This window comes from Cohnella hongkongensis, from assembly GCF_042654645.1.
GTDB lineage: Bacteria > Bacillota > Bacilli > Paenibacillales > Paenibacillaceae > Cohnella > Cohnella hongkongensis.
Genome location: NZ_JBHSEP010000030.1, coordinates 14,532 through 35,450 on the forward strand (window position 1 = coordinate 14,532; position 20,919 = coordinate 35,450).

General features: G+C 51.1%; 17 protein-coding genes. 7 read left to right on the top strand and 10 right to left on the bottom strand.

Going from position 1 to position 20,919, the window contains the following annotated elements:
- Positions 1-56: 56 nt before the first annotated feature.
- The 7 genes from ACFO3S_RS26095 to ACFO3S_RS26125 all read right to left on the bottom strand — a co-directional run bounded on the left by ACFO3S_RS26095 (position 57) and on the right by ACFO3S_RS26125 (position 8,509).
- The gene (locus ACFO3S_RS26095; RefSeq protein ID WP_378102203.1) at positions 57-1,595 is read right to left on the bottom strand and encodes a response regulator transcription factor; all 1,539 of its coding nucleotides are present in this window, start codon (positions 1,593-1,595) and stop codon (positions 57-59) included.
- Complete coding sequence (locus tag ACFO3S_RS26100) at positions 1,583-3,418, bottom strand: cache domain-containing sensor histidine kinase (protein ID WP_378102206.1); 1,836 nt, start codon at positions 3,416-3,418, stop codon at positions 1,583-1,585. Before ACFO3S_RS26100 ends, ACFO3S_RS26095 begins: the two co-directional genes overlap by 13 nt.
- 89 nt (positions 3,419-3,507) lie before the next feature.
- Complete coding sequence (locus ACFO3S_RS26105) at positions 3,508-4,329, bottom strand: PfkB family carbohydrate kinase (RefSeq protein ID WP_378102209.1); 822 nt, start codon at positions 4,327-4,329, stop codon at positions 3,508-3,510.
- Between the two features lie 21 nt (positions 4,330-4,350).
- Positions 4,351-5,349: an SIS domain-containing protein gene (locus tag ACFO3S_RS26110; RefSeq protein ID WP_378102212.1), complete on the bottom strand. Its 999-nt coding sequence runs from the start codon at positions 5,347-5,349 to the stop codon at positions 4,351-4,353.
- A 35-nt stretch (positions 5,350-5,384) separates the two neighbouring features.
- The gene (locus tag ACFO3S_RS26115; protein ID WP_378102215.1) at positions 5,385-6,209 is read right to left on the bottom strand and encodes a carbohydrate ABC transporter permease; all 825 of its coding nucleotides are present in this window, start codon (positions 6,207-6,209) and stop codon (positions 5,385-5,387) included.
- Complete coding sequence (locus ACFO3S_RS26120; protein ID WP_378102218.1) at positions 6,209-7,132, bottom strand: carbohydrate ABC transporter permease; 924 nt, start codon at positions 7,130-7,132, stop codon at positions 6,209-6,211. Before ACFO3S_RS26120 ends, ACFO3S_RS26115 begins: the two co-directional genes overlap by 1 nt.
- A 99-nt stretch (positions 7,133-7,231) precedes the next feature.
- A complete protein-coding gene (locus tag ACFO3S_RS26125) occupies positions 7,232-8,509 on the bottom strand; it encodes an ABC transporter substrate-binding protein (RefSeq protein WP_378102221.1) in 1,278 nt (425 codons plus the stop codon).
- A 286-nt stretch (positions 8,510-8,795) separates the two neighbouring features.
- Here ACFO3S_RS26125 and ACFO3S_RS26130 point away from each other — a divergent pair, with 286 nt between their 5' ends.
- From ACFO3S_RS26130 to ACFO3S_RS26150, 5 genes are all read left to right on the top strand, one after another.
- Positions 8,796-9,365, top strand: coding sequence for a PadR family transcriptional regulator (locus ACFO3S_RS26130; RefSeq protein ID WP_378102224.1), 570 nt, complete (start codon positions 8,796-8,798; stop codon positions 9,363-9,365).
- Positions 9,362-9,772 carry a DUF6194 family protein gene (locus ACFO3S_RS26135; RefSeq protein ID WP_378102227.1) on the top strand — a complete coding sequence of 137 codons (411 nt, stop codon included), beginning with the start codon at positions 9,362-9,364 and terminating at the stop codon, positions 9,770-9,772. The genes ACFO3S_RS26130 and ACFO3S_RS26135 overlap by 4 nt, the downstream gene beginning before the upstream one ends.
- Before the next feature lie 194 nt (positions 9,773-9,966).
- Positions 9,967-10,368, top strand: a complete 402-nt coding sequence (locus ACFO3S_RS26140) for a GntR family transcriptional regulator (protein WP_378102230.1) — start codon at positions 9,967-9,969, stop codon at positions 10,366-10,368.
- Positions 10,365-11,471 (top strand): DUF5808 domain-containing protein, encoded by a 1,107-nt coding sequence (locus ACFO3S_RS26145; protein WP_378102233.1) that lies wholly within the window; start codon positions 10,365-10,367, stop codon positions 11,469-11,471. Before ACFO3S_RS26140 ends, ACFO3S_RS26145 begins: the two co-directional genes overlap by 4 nt.
- Before the next feature lie 37 nt (positions 11,472-11,508).
- Entirely contained in the window at positions 11,509-13,830 is a 2,322-nt protein-coding gene (locus tag ACFO3S_RS26150) for a preprotein translocase subunit SecA (protein WP_378102236.1), read from the top strand.
- A gap of 48 nt (positions 13,831-13,878) precedes the next feature.
- Here the strand turns inward: ACFO3S_RS26150 and ACFO3S_RS26155 are convergent, their stop codons facing one another.
- Positions 13,879-15,894 carry a glycoside hydrolase family 65 gene (locus tag ACFO3S_RS26155; protein ID WP_378102239.1) on the bottom strand — a complete coding sequence of 672 codons (2,016 nt, stop codon included), beginning with the start codon at positions 15,892-15,894 and terminating at the stop codon, positions 13,879-13,881.
- 319 nt (positions 15,895-16,213) lie between these two features.
- Here ACFO3S_RS26155 and ACFO3S_RS26160 point away from each other — a divergent pair, with 319 nt between their 5' ends.
- On the top strand, positions 16,214-18,781 hold the full coding sequence (locus ACFO3S_RS26160) for an S-layer homology domain-containing protein (protein WP_378102241.1): 2,568 nt from the start codon (positions 16,214-16,216) through the stop codon (positions 18,779-18,781).
- Positions 18,782-19,173: 392 nt separating this feature from the next.
- Here ACFO3S_RS26160 and ACFO3S_RS26165 read toward each other — a convergent pair whose 3' ends face one another.
- Positions 19,174-19,803, bottom strand: a complete 630-nt coding sequence (locus tag ACFO3S_RS26165; protein WP_378102244.1) for a TetR/AcrR family transcriptional regulator — start codon at positions 19,801-19,803, stop codon at positions 19,174-19,176.
- Positions 19,804-19,922: 119 nt separating this feature from the next.
- A complete protein-coding gene (locus tag ACFO3S_RS26170) occupies positions 19,923-20,546 on the bottom strand; it encodes a nucleotidyltransferase domain-containing protein (RefSeq protein WP_378102246.1) in 624 nt (207 codons plus the stop codon).
- 152 nt (positions 20,547-20,698) lie between these two features.
- Between ACFO3S_RS26170 and ACFO3S_RS26175 the strand changes: the two genes are divergently transcribed.
- Positions 20,699-20,794 carry a putative holin-like toxin gene (locus tag ACFO3S_RS26175; protein ID WP_311284003.1) on the top strand — a complete coding sequence of 32 codons (96 nt, stop codon included), beginning with the start codon at positions 20,699-20,701 and terminating at the stop codon, positions 20,792-20,794.
- Positions 20,795-20,919 lie beyond the last annotated feature (125 nt).

Here is a 20,919-nt window from a genome sequence, read left to right on the forward strand (position 1 = left end):
CGTTGGTCAATCCCCACCAACTTATCAGAACGTAATGAAAGAGGAATGAAAGAACTTTATTTGCGAGCGCGAAAGGCTCCGGGGGAACGACCCGTTATTTTTTTAAACGTGCGATTAAAGTGTTCCACGTTGCTGTATCCGACCGCATAGGCGACCTGATAGATCATGCTGCCGCCCCCCTGCAGCAATTGAAGCGCGGTATCGATTCGCGTCCGATTAATGTAATCCGTAACCGTCAATCCGATTTCCTTCCGGAAGATCCGGCTGAGGTAGCTGTCGCTTACGTTGACGTGCGATGCGATCTGTTCCAACGACAAGTCGGCGGATGCATAATGCTCGTGAATATACTCTTGTACCGCGGCAATCAACGGGTTGCCGCTGCTGGATTTGGGCGTGCTTACGGCATGCCGCATATGCAGGGTTTGCAAGAGCGTCTCCAGCATTTCATCCCGGGTCTCGGCCATCTCGATCTGTGCAAATAAGCGGTTTCGTTCTTCCGGGCCGGGAATCAAATGACAGATGACGTTTTTGGCCGCAGTGGCCGTTGCCGCCGGGCTAAGGATGGCCTGAGCATCGCCGACATAAAAGGCTTCCTCGATCAACCTCCTCCAGTCCTCCTGTGCAGCGGTTTCAAGAGCGCGGCAAAGATGATCCGTTGATATATGCTCCACGAAATGGCAATCCCGCAAGTCCGAATAATAGCGCACCGCGCCCTTGGCGGAAGTGAACTCCATCATGCCGGCCATGATCGCCTCTTCCACCGCTTGGGCCAGATTCTGGAACGAATGATGAGCTCCGCTTACGCCCGCACAAGCCTGTAAATTAAAAAAACGCTGCAGCCCTGACATCCCTTTCTGAGCCAGATAAGCAAGCTCCGTCCGCATACTCATGCGCGAAACCGTGGTAGAGAACGATTTGATGATGCAAAAAGTGCGTTTGTCGTAAAAAAGGCACTCCAATTCCTTCTGACCGCTCAGCATTTCCTTCATCATCGCCTGCACGCCCTGATATAGTCGATGCTCATGGCCAAGGTAACGCTGCTTGATTGAGGGGAATTGGCGAAAGCGCATCGTAATCACGAAGAGATGGCCCGGTCGAATCGACAAGGCCGGACAGTCGGACGGGCCGCTCAGCGCTTCGAAGTCGAGATCGTGCAGCATTCTATGCAAATACGCTTGCGAGTCGAGCGGAACGGACCGTTCGGTCTCGGACTTCCGAAGCGCCTGCATCGCATCGCTCTGCTGCTCGATGATGCGCGCGAGCAGATCTCCTCCCATCTCTTCTTTATGAATGTAGTCCGCTGCTCCAAACCTTAAGGCTTGCCGAACGTATTCAAACTCATGGAAGCTGCTCAGGATCACAATGCGAGCTTTATGCTTCTGTTGACTATATTTTTCAAGGAACTCAAGTCCGTTCATAACGGGCATCTGGATGTCCAAGAACACCAAATCCGGCCGTAGCCGTTCGATCGCTTCCAAGGCTTCCTGCCCATTCGAGGCGATGCCGACGACCTCGCAGCCGAGTGCATGCCAGTCGATATATTTTTCGAAACTGGTACGGAAAAACGTCTCGTCGTCTACGATCATAATCCGCATGCTTCATCCGCCCGCTTTCTCGTTTCCATTGGAAGGGTAATAACGACCTTCGTCCCGCTCTTGGCCTTACTCGAGAGAACGACCCCGTAGCCGTCGCCATAGTGCAGCTTGATCCGTTCCATGACGTTGCGTATTCCGATCGAGTTAAAGCCCTCCCGGTGGACGCGGTCAGCTTGAATATGCCGTAACTGCTCCTCCGACATCCCGACACCGTTGTCCTCTACCGTTAAAATCAGATCCTGGCGTTCGACTCGAGCGCTGAGGGTAAGCAGATTGGCGGCCTCGCTGCCTTGAAAACCGTGAAAAATGGCATTTTCCACGAAAGGCTGCAGCAAAAATCGCAAGCACAGACCGTCCAGCGCTTCATCGGCAAGATCGAATTTTACATCAAATCGATCGCAGTACCGCAGCTGCATGAGGGAGAGATATTTTCTGACGAATTGCAGTTCGTCGCGTATCCTAACGAAATCGCCTTGCATCGAGGATGCGTAGCGAAGCATATAAATCAGATTTTCGGTGGCATCGCCGATGTTATCGGCACACTGCATATTGGCCATCCACTTGATGGTGTTCAGGGTATTGTAGAGAAAATGGGGATTGATCTGGGCCTGCAGCGCATGGATTTCGGCGGTTCTTTTCGCGCGCTCCTGCGCCACGACTTGATTCAGCAGCTGCTTCATCTCCTCTTGCATCCGGTTAAAGCTGTGCGCCAAATCTCCCACCTCATCACTCGAGGTTACCGGCACAAGGGTACGGAAGCGCTTTTCGACGCTGCCGGCAATGACATGGCGCAACCGATTAATCGGGCGAGAGATGGATACCGCGACCCAGATCGCGGCGCCTATCGCCGCTGCTAGCATCGTCGCCATGACAAGAGTCAAATTCTGTTGCCGCTTGCGAACGCTTTCAAACAAGAGGTCGGAATTGACAAACGTGACTACGCGCCATCCCGTAAGCTCGGACACGCTCTTCAGCAGAGCCATATGCTGACCATCCAGAACTTGTTGGTCGTAATCCGCATCCTGCTCGGCAAAGGCGGCCAGCGGGCCTTCGGCAGTCAATCCGACTTGTTGACCGCTGCTGTCGTAGACGATTCGCCTGTCCTGATCCAGAATATAGCGGCGAACGCCGATTTGCTGTTGCTGGCGGAAGGTTTCGTTTAATTGCTGTGCATTGATGATCAGACAGAAGTAGCCCAAATAATGACGATTGGCAGGATCGAAGATCGGGCGAGCCACGGCAATGTAGGTGGAAGGGTAAGGGTCCGGTCCGCGAAAAGTAACCGTAGTGCCATCGGCCGCATGCGCATCCTGCAAACGCGACATGGCCTGGTCCAGCGCACGCATAACGGCATCGTCGGGGTAATATCCGCCGACGAATCGGGTGTCGGATGTCACATTGACCAGCACGGCGGTGCTGATCTTGCTGTTATATCTCAAGATTTGTTCGTGAATATAGCGTTTGTACAGTCGGGTGTCCGTTGTAATGTCCCGGAGTCCTTGCTCCGTGCGATAGTCGCGATGCAGGAAAGACTGAAAGTCGCTGTTGTAGTACGGGTAGGTCGTATATTTCCTCGCGCTGTCTAGTACGGCTCCCAGCGTGAGCAGCATTTGCTGGTTGACATTCTGGTAGGATGCAATCGCATGGGTGCTCATTTCCTGATAGATGCGCTGCAGAAAAAAGAGAACGGCCACAACCAGCGGAACCAGAAATCCGAGAACGAGAAACAGCAATATTTTTTTCAGAATTCCGCTCTTCCACAGATGATTCGACTTTTTTGCCAGGATAGCTTGTCCCCCCCGACAGTCATGCAGTGCTGTCATGACTAGTTTAGCAAAAAAAACGGATGCAGGAATAAGAAAAGAGTGACCGCAAAGCGGCCACATCTTTCCATAAGTGCAAGGCATGCATGTCAGAGTTCGAGGGCGCGTCCGAATGCGCCATGGTGCAGGCAGCACTGCGCGGCAAATTCGGAAGCGGATTCGGCGGCAAGCGCTATATCGCCGTCATGGTTAAGATAGGTGAAGAGAAAAGCCGCAATATAAGCATCGCCCGCGCCCAACGCATCGATCGCGTTCACCTGAACGGCCTTCTGCGTATGCTTACAGCCTTGTTCGAAGACGCAGGAGCCTTGCAGACCGCGCGTAATGACGACAGTACGCGCTCCGCTGCGCAGAGCCGATTGGGCAAGGGTCTCTATCTCATCCTCCGATTTATGGCCCCCGGAAAAAAAGGCAAACCGCAGAAGAGGGCATAGCCGCTCGATATTTTGAGGCGTATAACCATCCGAAAAGTCCATCGAGAGCGGGGCCCTCCGTCCGATCGCCGGCAGAAACTCGTCAAGAAAGCTGTGCACGCTGGTATGAACGAGATCATACTGCTCCATCAAGGCGTAATCTTCGTCGCGAAGCCGCAGCTGGGCCATCAATTGCGCCACGTCGAACCCGTTATGGCCGACGAAGTGGCGATCGCCCGTCTCGTCTACCCGGATATAGTTCTGCGCAGTCTTGGCGCGCATAACACGTATGCGATGGGTGTCCAGGCCCTCCTCCTCAAGGACGCGAAGAAAGTGGCGGCCCGGTTCGTCATCGCCCATTAATCCGATGTAAGCCGCTGCTTGCGCGCCGTAACGGAGGGCCAGCACGGGAACGTTCACGGAGTTGCCCCCGGGATACAACATTCGTTGGTGAAGATAAGCGTCCATGACGCTGTCGCCCACGCCCAGGATTTTCATCTGTACAGCGCCCCCTTGCCGTCAATACTTCTCAACGCCCATATACCGGCGAGAGGACATCGGATGTCCTTTCAGCAGCGATATCTCCGTGCAATAACGTGTGCCGAGGTTATTCAATACGAGAGTTCCGACATAAGGACGCGTCCATTCCGCAACCCCGGACAGATCGAAGCCGGCGGCATCCAACACGGTCAGCTTGGCCGTGATGCGCTGCAGGAACTTGACGGCTCGTTCTTCCAACGGACGGGTTTTGCCGGTACCCAGGTAAGCGAATACGGGGGTTTCCTTGTCGATGGCCTCGAACGCCCCATGGAAAAATTCGCCCGCATGCAACGGGGACGAGTGGATCCAGATCGATTCCATGAAATTGCAATTGGTTTGAACGTAGGATACGGAACAATTCAGGCCGGCAGCGATCGTGTAAATGATCGGCTCGTCCAGGTGCGAGAGCGCGAATTGACGGATTCGGGACTTGTGCTCCGCCGCAGCCCGGTCGCAAATCTCTTCAAGCGCAAGCATGGCGTCATCCATATCCTTCGCACGTTGGGTGCCGTCCAACGCGTCCAGCAGGGCAAAAATCGTCATATAGACTTCCGGATAGATGCTGAGAACCAGCGGATAGGGATTGACCGGGTCGTCGTAATAGTAAATGGGATAATCCACCGCTTGTTCCAAGGCGGACCCGGGCGCCGTGGTAAAGCAAGCGGTCAAAGCTCCCTGCTCTTTGGCCAGCTTGGCGGCGGACACGGTCTCGGGAGTGCCTCCGCTCTGGGAATTAAAGAGAACCAGACAGTCTTGGCCGAGGCGGCGCGGAGGGTCTTGATAAAACTCATTGGCAGAATAGGATGCCGTGAAGACTTTATCCGTCTCGCGCTCCATGATGTACTTACCCGGGTACAGGGTAGCAAGAGAACCTCCGCAGGAGACGAAGTAGACGGTCTGCAAATGGCGACCTTCCACCGCTTTTTTCAACGAAGCAATCTGTTGGCGAACAAGCTCGAGTTTATCTGCATGCAACATGGTGTATAATCTCCTTTTTCATCCCGTTATTGTCGTTATCCTTTAATGCCTACCATGGCGATACTCTTGGTAAAATATTTTTGCAGCAAGATGAAGACGATAACCATCGGCAAGGTGGCGCATACGACGCCGGTCATCGTAATGTTGATCCACTCGTAATACTGTCCCTTGAGAGCATGGAGTCCCACCGTAATGACGTGCATGCCGGATTTATTCGTCAAGGTTACCGGCCACAAAAACGAGTTCCAGCTGTCCTTAAAGGCGAAGATGACCAGCGTAGCAAGCGCCGTTGTGGCATTGGGAAGGACGACGCGGAAGAAGATGCCGAATCTTCCAAGGCCGTCGATCCGTGCGGCTTCCTCGATCTCGTGAGGGATGGACAAAAAGAACTGCCGCATAAAGAAAGTGAGCATGCCGCTAGTGAGAAAGGGAATGATCAGCGCCTGGTACGTATTCACCCAGCCCAACTGCACGCTCATACTGTAAATAGGCACCAGCGTCACTTGCGCCGGAATCATCATGGTGCCAATGATGATGAAAAATACGAGCTTGTTGCCCGGGAACTTGATTTTGGCCAGCGCATATCCGGCCATCGTATTCACGATCAGATTGCCGAGAATAATGCCGCCGCTCATAATGGCCGTGTTTTTATACCAGTTCAGCAAGCCGGATTCGAAGACGTGCCGGTAATTCTCGAATACCCAGCGATCGGGCATCACGAGCTTTCCGATATCCGGCTTGTCGAGGAACGAGGTGTACAGCGCAAAAAGAAAAGGCAGCAAATAAAGGAGCACGGCCCCGATCAGGACGAAGTGACGAATGACGGTTAACCATTTCAGTTTAGCGGAATATTTGTTCATTACGCATGATCCTGACTGCGGCTGGCAAGCGCGCGTTGAATAATCGAGATAATCATAAGCACCGCAAAAATAATGAACGCTGCAGAACTGCCGTATCCGGGATTGAAGTAACGGAAGTTTTGCGAATAGAAGAAAGTCACAAGCGTACTGGTTGTGCCGGCCGGACTGCCAACGACGCCGCCTGAACGCGCAAGCGTATACGGTTCGTCGAAGCACTGCATGCACCAGATAATGCTTAAGATAATGACGAGCGAGGTCGTCGGCCGCAGCTGCGGAATCGTGATGTACCACATGCGCTGCAGGCCGGAGGCGCCGTCGACCTTGGAGGCTTCGATAATGTCGTTCGAAATGGCTTGCAAGCCGGTAATGAATAACACGACAAAGAAACCAAGGTTCTTCCAGATGACAAGAATGCAGACAAAAGCAAGAGCAGTGCGCGTATCGGCCGCCCATGTTACATTGGGAATTCCGAATAGGCGATGGAGCAACGTCGGGATCTCGCCGCGCTCTATAAACAAGTACATGACCGAAATAGTTAGCGCAACCGCCGAAGTAACGGCAGGAATATAATACATCGTGCGATAGGCGGCTCTGCCGCGAATGACGGCTTCGATGTTATACGCAACGAGGAAGCCAAAGATCACGAGAACCGGAACGCTTACGCCGGTGATCACAACCGTGTTTTTGGCGGCCAGCCAAAACGCGGGATCGGCGAACAGCTTTTCGAAATTGCCCAGGCCGATGAACCGCGCATCCGCCATTCTGAGAAAGTTGATTTCCTGAAAGCTGTAAAGCAGAGATTGAAGCGCCGGGTAATAGAACCAGACGAACATGAGCAGCAGGATTGGCGCCACGAAAATGTAACCTGCGACATAATCCCTTTGAGCCAGAGACAATCTGGTTTTGGCTGGAGCGGCTGTCAAACGGTATCCCTCCTCTGCAGCAAGAAGTCATGCACGGGTTAGGGCGGGCGACAGAACTCCTGATGACCGCCCTGCATGAGAAGCATCTGATTTAATTCCTCATCTCTGATAGCCGTCCTCCGCCATCTTGTCCAGCAGGTCCTTGACCGTGCCGCGATTTTGGAAGATAACGGATTCTAGTCCGGTTACCAGATCGGTTTTGAAACGGTTTGCCGATACCGGATAGTTGAATGCGACTGCCGTGTCGGCAGTTTCCAGCACCACTTTCATTTCCGGATAGAGCTCTTCATAGGTGGGGACGAAGGAGGTCATTGCGGGAATATCTCCGCGCTCCTCTGCGAGATAACGATAAGACTCTTCGCCCAGCATGGCTGCAATGACCTCCATGGCCGCTTCCTTATTTTTCGCCGAATCCAGCATGGCCAGCGCCCACCCGTACAGCGTGGACTTCTGAACCGTTCCTGCCGGGATCGGGACCAGCTTCCATTCGAAGTCCACTTGCTTGTCGCGCAGAGTTGCGACATACCAAGGGCCTGCCGTCGTCATCGCGACTTTACCGGAAGCGAAGGCGTCGACATCTCCGTTAACACCGATCTGCGCAGGAGTAGCTGCAACCTGATGTTTGTTGAATAGATCCACGATGAACTGCAGGCCTTCCTGGTTGCCTTCGCTGTTCATATTCTCGCCGAAGTTCCAACCGCCGCCGAATGCGTGCAAGTATTGCGAAATGTGGAACTCGTGAAGATTAACGCCGACGCCATACTGGCCTTTTTCCTTATCGGTGACCGCCAGAGCTGCCTTGACCAAGTCCTCCATCGTCTTGGGCGCCTCCTCGATGCCGGCGTTTTTGAGCATCGTCATATTGACCGCCAGCGCGCTGATCGTAGTCGTCAGCGGCAGAGCGTACTGCTTGCCTTCATACTTCCATCCGTTGACGTTAGCGGCATCGAGCTTGCTGGTGTCATAACCGACCTCCTCGATCAAACCATCCAGCGAGGTAAACGTTCCGTTAATGATGAACTCCAGAACGCCCTCGTTGTTCAATCCGATCAAATCCGGAGCCGATCCGGAAACGATCTGGGCGGGAAGAACCTTCCACATTTCCTCCTCGGAGGGATAGTATTCCGCAACAACTTCGATGTTCTTTTCTTTCAATTTCTCGTTGGCGGTATTCATGAAAAATTCCAGCGCGCGTCTCCAGGCGTCATCCGGAATGCCCGTTGAAAATACCACTTTCGTTTTTTCGACGGACGGACCGGCTTCCCCCTCGGATGCCGATTTGGACGGCGAGGCGGCTTGTTCCGATTTGCTGCTGCAAGCGGTGAACAGCGCAACGACCATGACAGATGCCAAAAGCAGACGAATAATCTTTCCCACGAATGCTCTCCCCCTTGTATTTGATGATGCCTAGGCGTCGGTTCTGTCTCAGTGTAGCACCGCTGGGGTTAAACGAATTGATGATTTTTGATCGATTCATTGATGATTTTTGTCGTCTTTTTAACGAGCCTTATAGGGGCTCCGAGCGGCAGGAGGGCTGCAACTGCACTATTGCTTTGTATCCTTTACTATTCAAGTTTGACTAGGTAGAGTTTGCAGACTATAATAAGCTATGCCGTATTCAAATTTGACTAGTGGGTCAGATCGTTGTGAAGGAGGTAAATTCGTGTCTACCGCCAGACTGCTCGTATTAGGTTCCATTTTGCGAAAGGGAATTAGTCATGGCTACGCGGTATATCGTGATATCACTTCTTGGAATGCTGAAGCCTGGACCAACATAAAGCCCGGATCTATTTATCACGCCTTGGACAAGCTCGAATCTCAGGGGATGACGAGGTCGGCTCATTCAGAGGTCAATGCCAAACTGGGTCCGTCGCGCAAGGAATATACGGTCACCGAACAAGGAGAAGCCGAATTCAGAGCTTTGCTTGAATCCGCGCTTGTTAGTGTGGACATTCAGCAGCTTTCAGCAGGAATTGCTTTTATGGACATGCTGCCACGGCAAAAAGTGGTTGAGCTTTTACAAAAAAGGCGGATTGAACTAGAGAAATCGACTGACTTCCTAAGGAGTTTGCCGACGGAAGAGCACCCGACCGAGCCAGCCAGACATCCAGAGCTTGTCGGAACTTGGATTCGTTATGTTGAGAATGAGTTGGCCACTACAGAAAGAATATTGGGCAATGTTCAGACAGGCAAATACGAGTTCAAATCTGAAAGTCAGGAGCGAAAACGATGAAGCAGGCGGATTTTGAATCATTTATTATGGAATTGCCGAATGTACAACGAGAAGAGATTTTCGGATATTCATTCTTTTTTGTCGGCGACGATCACCGCCTTCCGTTTGTCACCATTGCCCATTCGGACAATGACTATGACCATGTGTCCAACCTTGACCGAGAGGATGTATTTCGCCTTAATATAGGGGTTAGCAGTGAGACATTCAACAATCTCATCGCTTCCGAAGCGGAGGAAGGCATGGATTACACCGCGCTAAACGTATTTCTGCCCCACCCCCAATATTCCCGGCAGCATTTCGTGTGTATCCTTAATCCGGTTGGCGATACTGCCGAGAAAACGAAGCAGCTGATTGCAGAGGCTCATTTCATTGCGGAAAATCGGCTTCAGCGTAAGGGTGGAAGCTAAAAGACGTCAAAATACTAGAAGGCGATTCCTCCGCCTTCTTTTTCTTTTTGTATATCTGTTATATAATAAATATAACAGATATACAACTCTGAAGGAGAAGTCGACGTGCGCGGAACGTGTCGTCAGGCGAGTCGGTTGGGAGGCAACGTTCCTTCGGTAATTGGGGATACGGAGTCGGACAAGGAGAGATGTTGATGTTCATCGAGCTGGATCTGCAATCGGAGACTCCGCTATACGAGCAATTAATTAACCAGCTGATCGAAGGGATCGCATCGGGCGCTCTAAAGCCTGGCGATCCGCTTCCATCTGTCAGGAATCTAGCCGAGAATCTGGGCATCAATCTGCATACGGTCAACAAGTCGTACACCTTGCTGAAGCAGGAGGGCTTTCTGCAGGTGCACCGGAAGAAGGGCGTTATCGTTCAGCCGGACGCGATGCCGGGCGTGACGGCGGAATTCGAGGCCAAGCTGTTTCGACAGCTTCGTTCGCTTGCCGCGGAAGCGGCTGTGCGCGGAATGACGGAAGAAGCTTTCGTGAAGCAATGCAGAAGGCTGTATGGAGACACCCTTATGAAGCGCGGAGGGGACGGGCAATGATGAATGGAACGGTCATAGCGGTCGCAAGCCTTTATTTCATTCAAGCGCTGTTGATCAGCGTCCAAAATTTCTTCGGTCCTCGAACCTTGCTGTTCGGAGTGCCGATTCCGGCTGCCGAGACGAAGGATCCTGCTGTTCGGCGGATACGCGTACAATATACCATTCTGATGGGGATAAGCGTGCTGGGTATGGCCGCCGCCTGCTTTTCATGGATTCGGTACCTGGGCGTTGCGCACGCTTTGATATACGTTTTGATCGCACTGTTCCTTCCATTTCCGTTCTCCGGCATCGCGATCGCGATCTGCAGACAATCGGCGCTACGATTGAATGCAATCCGTGGTTGGCAGGTCCCCGTCGAAAGCAGAAGGGCTGCCCTCATCTCAAACGGACGACGCCGTTCCCCCGTGCTCGGCTTGCCATGGTTCGGCGCCCACTTGGCCGTTATCGCCGTATGCGTCGTCATCGCCGTTGTGAAGTGGAACGATATCCCGGTTCATTTCGCCATACATGGGAACGCGGACAGACTGCCGGACTGGTATTCCTGGTATTCCGCCAAATCCGTCGGTTCCGTTTTCTATGAAAACTATGGCCAGCTGATCGGAACCGGACTTTTTATGCTTCTGAACCTCATTGTCGGCCGGACAAGAACATCTCTGGATCCGAATGACCCGGATCGTTCGCTGCACAAGCAAATCCAGCACAAGCGAATTCACTCTTTCGTGATATGGGGGATATCGCTAGCTGTGACCGTGTTCCTGGGGCTGTTCCAGGCGGGCAGGATCTATTCCTTCAAATTGGACTTGTGGATCCAATTAACGTTCGCGCTCATTCTTACGATCTATCTGCTGCTGCTGGGCATGCTGGTTTATTCGAGGGCGAAGGGATTGGACCAATTGCGCGACTTCTCTTCGCAGAGAGCTCGTCATTGGAAGGTCATGGGCTCGGTCTATTACAATCCCGACGATCCGGCGATCTTCGTTCCGAAGCCTTACGGCATAGGCTGGACTGTCAATATGGCCAAACCGACAGGATGGCTAACGGTCTCTGCCATGGCGGGGATCCCACTGATGTTCTTACTATGGGTATGGCTCCTGGTCAAGTAAACGAAGCAAATTTCTACCGAGGAGGGAACCGATTCCGATGAATCCAGCCGTCAAGTGGATGCGAAAAATCAAAGACAGCCATACCCGGCAGAAGCTGGTAAGCTATCGGGACAAAGCGGAGCTCATAAGGAAACGGAATTTGGACGCATGGGACGAACAGCGGCTGCAAGCGGAATCTCTCCGGCTGCAAAAGGAAGCAAAATCGGGTACGCCTTTGGACGAGCTGCTTGTCGACGCCTATGCGCTAGTCTGCGAAGCAGCGAAGAGAAAGCTCGGATTACAGCCTTACGAGGTCCAGATTATGGCTGCCGTCGCGCTGCACGAAGGATTTTTGATCGAGCAGCATACCGGCGAAGGAAAAACGCTCTCTGCTGTCCTGCCTGCTTATCTCCATGCGCTAACCGGCAAAGGCGTGCACATTCTGACGTTTAACGACTATTTGGCCAGCAGGGACGCGGAATGGATGGGCCCGATCTATCGGTTTCTCGGTCTATCGGTTGTCGCCGTTCAAGCGGGCATGAGCTTGACCGAGAAACGGGTAGCGTACGCCGCGGATGTCACCTATGTGACGGCCAAAGAGGCGGGATTCGATTATTTGCGCGACACGATCGCGATCACCGCAGACGACACCGTCCATCGGGCTTTTCATTACGCCATCATCGACGAAGCGGATTCGCTGCTGCTCGACGAGGCGCGCGTTCCGCTCGTCATTGCAGGCGAAACTGCAGCTTCTGAAAGAAACGACGACACCACGTTCGCGGAAGTGGCCAAGCAGCTGCGTCACGAAGAGCATTTCGTTTTCGACGAGTTTAACCGCAACGTCTACTTAACCGAGGCAGGCGCCGAAAAGGTAGAATCGCTGTTGAACTGCGGTAATTTGTACGAAAGCCATAACAGTCATGCGTTAACGTCCGTCAATTGCGCTCTTCACGCCAATGCTCTATTAAAACGGGATATCGATTACATCGTGCGCCACGGTAAAGTCGAGCTCATTGACGAATATACCGGACGCGTGGCGGAGAACCGGCACTTGCCGGACGGGCTCCAAGCTGCGCTGGAAGCCAAGGAAGGGCTGCGTTCGAAAACCGGCGGCCAAATACTCGGCACCATCACGCTACAGCATTTTCTAAGCTTATATCCGATAATCTGCGGAATGACGGCTACCGCCCAAGCTTCCGCAATCGAATTCAAAGAACTTTATTCGCTGCAGGTGGTTCAAATACCGCCCAATCGCCCTTGCATCCGGATCGACCACCCTCACAAAATCTATACGCATAAGGAAGCGAAGCTGAAAGCGCTGGTCGCCGAAATGGTGTCCGTCCACGCGACCGGAAGGCCGATGTTGATCGGCACGTCGAGCGTCGAAGAGTCGGGCATTCTGGCGGAGCGTCTCCGGCAGATGGGCGTGAACAGCTATGTGCTTAACGCGAAGAACGACGCGGAAGAGGCCGAGATCATCGCCAGAGCGGGAGAAATCGGCGCCGTAACGGTGTCCACGAATATGGCCGGGCGCGGTGTGGATATCAGGCTTGGCGGCGGAGATGCCAAGCAGGCGGAGGTTGTCGCGAAGCTGGGCGGGCTGTATGTGATCGGCACGCATGTGAACGAGAGCGTGCGAATCGACGACCAACTGCGCGGGCGCGCAGGCCGGCAGGGCGATCCGGGGGCGTCCAGATTTTTCGTAAGCTTGGAGGACGAGTTGATCGTGCAATTCGGCATCGACAAAGCGATTCCGCCCCTGTATCGCGATCTGAAGCAGGACGAGCCGCTCGATGAAGCGATGCTCCGCAACAAAATCGCCCACATTCAGCGTGTGATCATGGCTCAAAATTTTCACATCCGCCAAGAGCTCAACCACTATTCCGATATGGTGGAGGAGCAAAGGCGCATCCTGTATCAAGACCGCCTCGCTATTTTGACCGGAGAAACGCCAATGAGCCCTTCGGAACGGCGCGTCAGATTGTTTTATATCGACAAATATTGGGCCGAGCATCTTGCTTATGTCTCGTACATTCGCGAGAGCATCCATCTGGAGGCCCTCGTGAACCTCAACCCGATTCACGAGTTTCATACGCAAATCATTCAGGCGTTCGAACAAATTCCGGAGAAGATAGAAAAAGAAACCGCGAGAATGCTGGCCAAGCTTGGCCGTTCGAACGATCCTTCCGAGTGGGAACGGTTAGGCTTGAAAAGCCCTTCCTCAACGCGGACGTATATCATCAACGATCAATATGCCGAAAAGAACCTCCTGGCCCCCGTCGCCGTAGGTCCCGACTTTATCGGCGCTTTAACGCTGATCCTGAAGCCCGTCCTCAGACCCGTTCTCAGCCGGCTTTTTAGGTGGCTGCGCGAGCGGTAAGGGTACAAGCTCCATCTGTACCCTGTTTCTCCTATTTGTCCCTTATGACTATGCCGAAAATGAAAAGCCTTCCGCTTTAATATCCCAACTGCCGTCCTGCGGAAAGCCGTTGTTCTCCAGCATGATCGCCACTGCGAACAACAAAGAGCCGTTCCCCGGCAAATATAAAGGCAAATCGGTTCGACCTTTCTGATAATTGTTGCCACTGGCAACAAAACTGTTTTTGGCGGTATCCATGAGAAGCAGGTCAACAGCTTCCTCGCGTCTGCCTATCGCTGCCAAAGCCATGGCGATGAACGCGAAGTCCCATCCCCACATGGTGGAGAAGTCCCAGCTCTGTTTGACTTTGTCGAAGGTTTTTGAAACAACGTCGTGTTGGACCTGTTCGTTCGGAATAAAACCGCAGCCGAACAGCATAGACGGATGATCCCGATTAAAATGCTCAAACGTGTCCGGACAATTTTCATGCGCCAAATACACGCCGTCCTTAAGCGGCAGTTCGGCAAGGTTCTCGCATACCTTTGTCCACACCGAACAGTCATGATTCATTTCCTTCGCCCATGAGGCTGCAGTGCGGAGGCCGAACCGCCAATAAGCCAACTCGAACGTCGGGTTTTGGGTGACCTCCGGCTTATGTTCCTCCTGCGCGGGAATTAGAGGCATTAATAAATCGTATTTCCCGGTTTTCAGGTTTAACTGAGCGAAATCCGCCATAAAGTCGGCAGTTTCCTTCATCAGCGGCCAGAATTTCTCCAAAAACACTTCTCGTTCCTTGCCCCGCTTTGCAGCCAGAAGCAAGTTCAGCATATAGACGATGTGCGGTTGCTGCCAGATTAATAACGTACCGATAGGGGATGGGCTTTCCACGCCCTCGTAAGAAGTCATTTTCGGCCAACGCGCGCCCTTGTAGCCGTTGCGCGCGGCATTCTCCTTTGCTTTGTCCAAGATTTCGAAGTACCAGTCCAAGCTTCTTTCCAACCATTCGCTGCGCCCCCATAAGGCGAACTGCGCGCTGTGAATAAAATGCATCTCCAAATGAAACTTTCCGTACCAGCTGTTGCACATGAGCCCCGTTTCCTGTGGCGGCAGATCTCCCGCCGAATGCACAGCGGTCAAATATTGCGACAGTACAATGCGGCGTTCCAATTCCATAGCACGCGGATCTCTACATGGCGAGAAATCCACGGCTCCGCCCTTTTGCCAGTAGACGTCCCAACCTTCGCTGGCATCCGCGACAACTTTTCCGAAATCCCAATCGGCAGCGTTTTGCATGTCGGTCTCATTTTTGAAAAAGCCTAAGGCGAATGCGGCTTCTCCGCTTTCCAATGTGAGATGAAGAGTGTGCTTGGCGACAGGCACGAATAAGCAATCTCCGAAAGCTTTGACAAAATAGCGATCCTCGTCAAGCTTTCGCAGTATTCTACTTCCGGTGACCTCAGTCGTGTGACTTTCCGGGCTCGACCAGTCGCTTCCATTGGTTTCGTGAGAAGCGTAAGGGAAGGAGATTTCGACATTCAACTTGCTGCCCGCCGGGCATGTGATGTGAACTCCCAGCACGTCAGCGCTTTGGGCGCATACGGTAACAACAGTGACTTGTTCGCCAAGAACGTTAAAATGGCTGTGCAGAGCTCCGGAATATAAATCCAGTTCCTGCCTGATGTCCGTAATCTCCGAAGCGCGAATCGCTTTGCCGCTGTGATTTAGCGATATTTTGGCCAGATTGAATTTATGGGGATTGTGCCGCAGCCAATCGTATACTTCTTCATTTCCGGGCTTGCGGTCTGAGGCATAATAGTAACTTTTCCCGTTCAAGCTGTATTCCGTCATCTCCAAATCGCTGAATGCAAACTTGCCTCCATCGCGATTGGGTCGGGAATGCCACCCCCATTGAGACATCGTACACAAGGGCGCATGGGCATTGTCGTATTCATGATATAAAGTTTGAAGACCCGTGATATCGGCTGTAAAAGCAAACCGGCCGTTACCAACCGAAATGGGACTTTCCAAATCCATGGCTGTTAATATCGGATTGTGGCGCCTCACTAATCTTTTCCTGTCCATCACCGTTTTCAGCTCCAGTCATTTTTGGATTTGATCGTTAGCTTGCCACTTCAGTAGCGTGCTTTTTCCAACACCATCTACCCATATACCCCTTGCACAAAATACTAAAACAGGTCTTACGATCTTGTATTAAAATTACTAGTCACTTCAGTATACCAAAACCTCCTGATCATACCACAGCCGGGAAGGTTTAGAAGAATACGCCGGTCGATTCCATATTGATCTTATATAAAAAATGACATATTTTTCATGGATCAAATATATTGCTGTGGTAAAATTATCCTAATGAAGAGACAGACCCTAACTTATGGAGGAATGTGGATTGAAACGCAGCAGGAAAATCGTCATGGCTTTTCTAGCTCTAAATCTGGTATTCGGAACATTGCTTTCCTCCGCGTTCGCAGCGGTCCCTCAGGATACGCAGAGTCATTGGGCATCGGCAACGCTGCAGAAGTGGGTCGAATCTGGACTGATCAAAGGGTATAAGGACGGCTCAGTCAAACCTGATGCGCCGATCAAGCGCAGTGAATTCGTGGCATTACTGAATCGTGCACTGAAGTTGAGCGACGCCCAAAACGATCTCGCTTTTGGCGACTTGCCGACAACGAGTTGGGCATTCGACGACTTCGCGATCGCCGTGAAAGCCGGGTACTTGCAAGGCGCTGGCGGCAAAGCCTACCCGAACAGGTTGACGACCCGCCAGGAGGCGGCTGTCATGATCGCGAAAGCGTTCAAACTGGACTCGGCCGGCGTCGCAGACGCCCCTGTATTCAAGGACGCCGATCAGATCGCCTCCTGGAGCAGGGAAGCGATCACAGTATTAGTCGCGAAGAAAGTGCTTAAAGGCGACACAGAAGGCAATATGCGTCCGCAAGCGGCCATCACCCGCGCGGAAGCGGTCGTCGCGATTGATGCAGCCCTTGCCTTGAAACCCGTCGCTACGGCGAAAGTGATCGATAGGGCCGGCGTTTACGGCTCCGCCGACAGGTCGGAGACGATCGAAGGCGACATGATTATCGCTTCCGACGGCGTTACGCTTCAGAATACGGTCATCACCGGAGATCTGATCATAGCCAAAGAAGTCGGAGACGGCGACGTGACTTTGAAGAAAGTAACGGTCAAAGGCACGACGAAAGTTAACGGCGGCGGAGAGAACTCTATTCACGTCGAAGATTCCGTTTTGCTTCGAGTTATCGTGGACAAAGCTTCCGGTAAAGTGCGTATCGTCGCGATTGGCAAAACCAAAGTCTACGACGTTATCGTCCAATCCGCAGTCAGATTGGAAGAATCGAACACGACGGACAGCGGGTTCGCCAATGTAGAGCTGGCCAAAGCGCTGCCGAAAGACGCAAGCGTCGATCTCGTTGGCCAATTCGAAGACGTTCGCGTGCTGGTCGCTAACGTGAAGATCAACATCCCGAGCGGTTCCGTCGATCATCTGATTGTCGCGGACGGCGCGGAGAACAATACGATCAACATCAGCAAGGAAGCGCAGATACATAAGCTCGTGCTGAACGCGGTATCAAAGCTGATCGGCGACGGCAAAATCGAGAGCGCGACGATTAACGAGAAGGCTACAGGCTCCGAGTTCGCGAACAAACCGGCTACAGTAAACGGCCCCGCCAAAGACGACATTAAAGTTTCGACGCCAAACGGCGGAGGCGGAGGGGGTGGTTCAGGCACGGGGACAAATCCGAATCCGAGCCATCCAAATCCAAGCTGCACCGTCGATTGCGACAACTCGAAGCTGAGCGCCATTTCCGTGACCAGCAGTGTATACGACCAATTGCAGCTCGTACAGCGGGACGAAAGCAAAAATATTGCTGGCACCGGCTTTAATAGCGATGCCTTGTATTATTCGGTTGACGTTCCTCGCAGCTTCGTGGAGTCCGACATTGCCGTTAGCGTGACGGCCGCCACTTATGCCAAAATTTCGTACTCGTTGACACAGAACGACGGCACTTATCTCGGCGGATTTTTACAGAACGGTCAGAACACGATCAATGTGCATCTGAAACCGCTGGAGGACGCACATCTTTATCTATTCGTGACAAGCGGTAACGGCAAGAACGCTAAGGTTTACGAGATTCAATTCGTTTATGATCGCGATATCCAAGAAGCATTTTATCTTCAGAACAATATCTTTTACGAAGGGGCTCCCTATCAATTGGTGAGCAACTCACTGGAAAACGGGGATGTCGTAACCGTCAAGATTCCGGCCTCCAATCATTTATCGCAGCAGGAGACCCTAGTTACCGGCACTGTTAATTACGGCCAAGGTCTCGTTCTATTGAATGGATTCGAACCTACTCTTCCGCAAGGTAATCTGCACGTAACGGTCGCCCGGGATGGACAGCTTATCATGGATGGCGAGTACGCGTACGACTTAACAAAGGCCCCAATCGTCACGAACGGCGACGGCATCGAGATCTCCCTTTGGACCAAAGCCGAGTTGACCGCTCACGATCAACAAGGCAATACCATGCACCGGTCCAACTATGGCTACAAGGTTCGCTTTGACGCTCAAGCGATAGCTGCTAATCCGCAGTTGGCGAACGCCAAGTATGTCAGCTTCAAGTGGCACGATATCTATATTGAAAACTCGATGCCGGGCATTTGGACGAAAGAAGCCACGAAGTTCAGTTGGAATCGGTTCTGGGCCGTTCACGAGCTCAAAAGAATAGACCAATTTGAAAGCACGCCATATACTCATCTTTTCGTAGGCAGCAATTCTGTCGAAGAGGTCCGTAACCAATACATGTATGTATTCGCTTTTGACGCGAACAAACAATTGATCGGTTATTACACTCATACCGTTACCTTCGACGCAGACCATGTAGGCAGCCACGTCACGCTGGTTCCGCCAATACCACTACCTCAGCTGCCTTAACGGAGAAAATACAAAAAACCCGAGAAACGCGCGCTTTCCATAAGCGCCTGCTCTCGGGTTTTCGTTTTTAGGCCCTCTAATCGACTTGATCCGGGAGCTTTAGAAAAACGTTAAGACGGACTTACCCAGTTTAATTGTTGCCACGGCGTTTAGTGCCATATTTGACGATAATCGTTGAGAAAATAAAAAATTAAAAACGACTAATCCCACGCATAAAATTCAAAATTGCTTCAATGCGTATTTGATCAGCACAATCTTCGCAACAAAAAAACTTAACCTTTCTTTCCTTAGCTTGTTTATATTCTAGTGAACCTTCGTATACCCTGAATGTTTTTTTACAAGCATAACAAAGTACATCATAGTAAAACATGGGTAACCCCCTTAGCGACACATCACTTCTTAGTGGATATGTCGAAGATTGTAACCAGTTCTCTTGTATATTCCTGAACATCTAAATGAGGCTTTCTCATCAATTCCATGGTGAACCCGTCAATGGCATTTCTTATTGTTAGCGCAATCACCCTTGCTGATGATTGGGTAAATTTCCGAAAAAGCCCTTCTTGCACCCCTAGGGCGAGAATATTTTCAATTGGAACTAAAACAGCTTCATCATGGTCTGCTGAAAACTGAAGCTTACCCTTAGCAGTTATGTTTTTAGAAACCAATTTTATAACAGCGAAAACATGCTGCCGATTTTCAGCTACAAATGCAAGATTGGATTCAATATACACTCGAAGCATTTCTTTAGGAGATTTTTGAGCCTCTATTCGTGGAGCAATGTATGATTGCCAAGCTATATAGTATTCGATAGCTATTTGCTCCAATAATTCCTCTTTATTTGCAAAGTGATAAGAAATGACCCCCTTGCTGATTTTTGCCCGTTTCGCAATTTCTCCTAAAGAGGCTTGAGTGTAACCTACTTCTGCGATTGTCTCAATCGCACATTTTACAATTTGAGCTCTACGAGCTTTTTCGATGAATGACATTTGTTTTTGTCCAGATGGTTTGTTTTTTATACTCATGGTTTTATTTTAGTACGTACGTACAAAAAAATCAAACAAAAACATCTAGTTGAATTTATCTATACGGTTTTACCTCCTCCGACTTTTTCAAATCGCCGTCTTGGTAAAAATGGTTGCTATTAAGACAAAAAGGAAAAACCGCTTAAATAATTCATCCAAACATGTCCCTCTGGAAATTGTATCTGCAACGAAGCTTTGAGCCACTCTCTGGCTTGTGGTGTAAGCAAGGGAAAAACAGTCAAGAAGTCATGATGATCCTTTTCTCGGACTTTTGAACTTCCACCTTTATAAAGAAGCTGTATTTCTGGTTTTAAGTATGGGATACCTTCTTTTGTTTTTGCTATTATTTCTGCCATTGGTCTGTTGATAGACTTTTCCCTTCCGTAAATCCACGAATCATGGCTTGAATCTATCAACATAATTTGAAAGGCCCATGGGGAGTTGCTATCTTTACTGACCCATATATCATTTGTAGTGGCGAGAAACTCTCCTTTTTCCCGAAGAGCGAGCTTCCCATTCTCAGCCTTGTACAGCGTCCAACCTTCCGATAGATATTGGAACGCAGTTAATTGCTCCTCACGTAATATTATTACGTCCACATCATCATGTTTCCTTGACTGCTTGCCCGCATATAAATCTAAAGCCCAGCCTCCTGCAATACACCATGTAACAGGTATCTCTGAAAAAATCGTGCATATTTCGGATACACTTAAGGGCACCCAATTGCTGATATCCGTCCTCAAAGTAATCCTCCTCATGCAACGTAGAACTTTACAATTCAATCGGTGCTCGATCCCAATAAGAACATTTGCTCCCATGCTGTTAATGAGATAAGATGAAATTGTACAATTGAATCTTGGGTGGGCATGGTTTCCCTTCGAAAGGAGGTGAAGCCATGGAAATCAAAGATGCAATCCTCATCATGATCGCTTTTTCAACCTTTGTCATTGCTCTTTTAACATACATCGCGAATAACTACAAGAGAAAGTAAAAACCCACCCCAAGGTTAGCGCCGTAGGTGGGTTTTTTGTCGCTTATTAACTTGAAGGGACATCCCATCCAAGCCAATTGTATAGGCCGAGTGTTCGCGCACTCGGTCTTTCTGAAAATAATTCT

Coding starts and splice junctions, on each gene's coding strand:
- ACFO3S_RS26150 (WP_378102236.1), top strand. CDS start 11,509: ATGAATCCAGCCGTCAAGTGGATGCGAAAAATCAAAGACAGCCATACC.
- ACFO3S_RS26110 (WP_378102212.1), bottom strand. CDS start 5,349: ATGTTGCATGCAGATAAACTCGAGCTTGTTCGCCAACAGATTGCTTCG.
- ACFO3S_RS26115 (WP_378102215.1), bottom strand. CDS start 6,209: ATGAACAAATATTCCGCTAAACTGAAATGGTTAACCGTCATTCGTCAC.
- ACFO3S_RS26165 (WP_378102244.1), bottom strand. CDS start 19,803: ATGAGTATAAAAAACAAACCATCTGGACAAAAACAAATGTCATTCATC.
- ACFO3S_RS26100 (WP_378102206.1), bottom strand. CDS start 3,418: ATGACAGCACTGCATGACTGTCGGGGGGGACAAGCTATCCTGGCAAAA.
- ACFO3S_RS26145 (WP_378102233.1), top strand. CDS start 10,365: ATGATGAATGGAACGGTCATAGCGGTCGCAAGCCTTTATTTCATTCAA.
- ACFO3S_RS26140 (WP_378102230.1), top strand. CDS start 9,967: ATGTTCATCGAGCTGGATCTGCAATCGGAGACTCCGCTATACGAGCAA.
- ACFO3S_RS26095 (WP_378102203.1), bottom strand. CDS start 1,595: ATGCGGATTATGATCGTAGACGACGAGACGTTTTTCCGTACCAGTTTC.
- ACFO3S_RS26175 (WP_311284003.1), top strand. CDS start 20,699: ATGGAAATCAAAGATGCAATCCTCATCATGATCGCTTTTTCAACCTTT.
- ACFO3S_RS26105 (WP_378102209.1), bottom strand. CDS start 4,329: ATGAAAATCCTGGGCGTGGGCGACAGCGTCATGGACGCTTATCTTCAC.
- ACFO3S_RS26135 (WP_378102227.1), top strand. CDS start 9,362: ATGAAGCAGGCGGATTTTGAATCATTTATTATGGAATTGCCGAATGTA.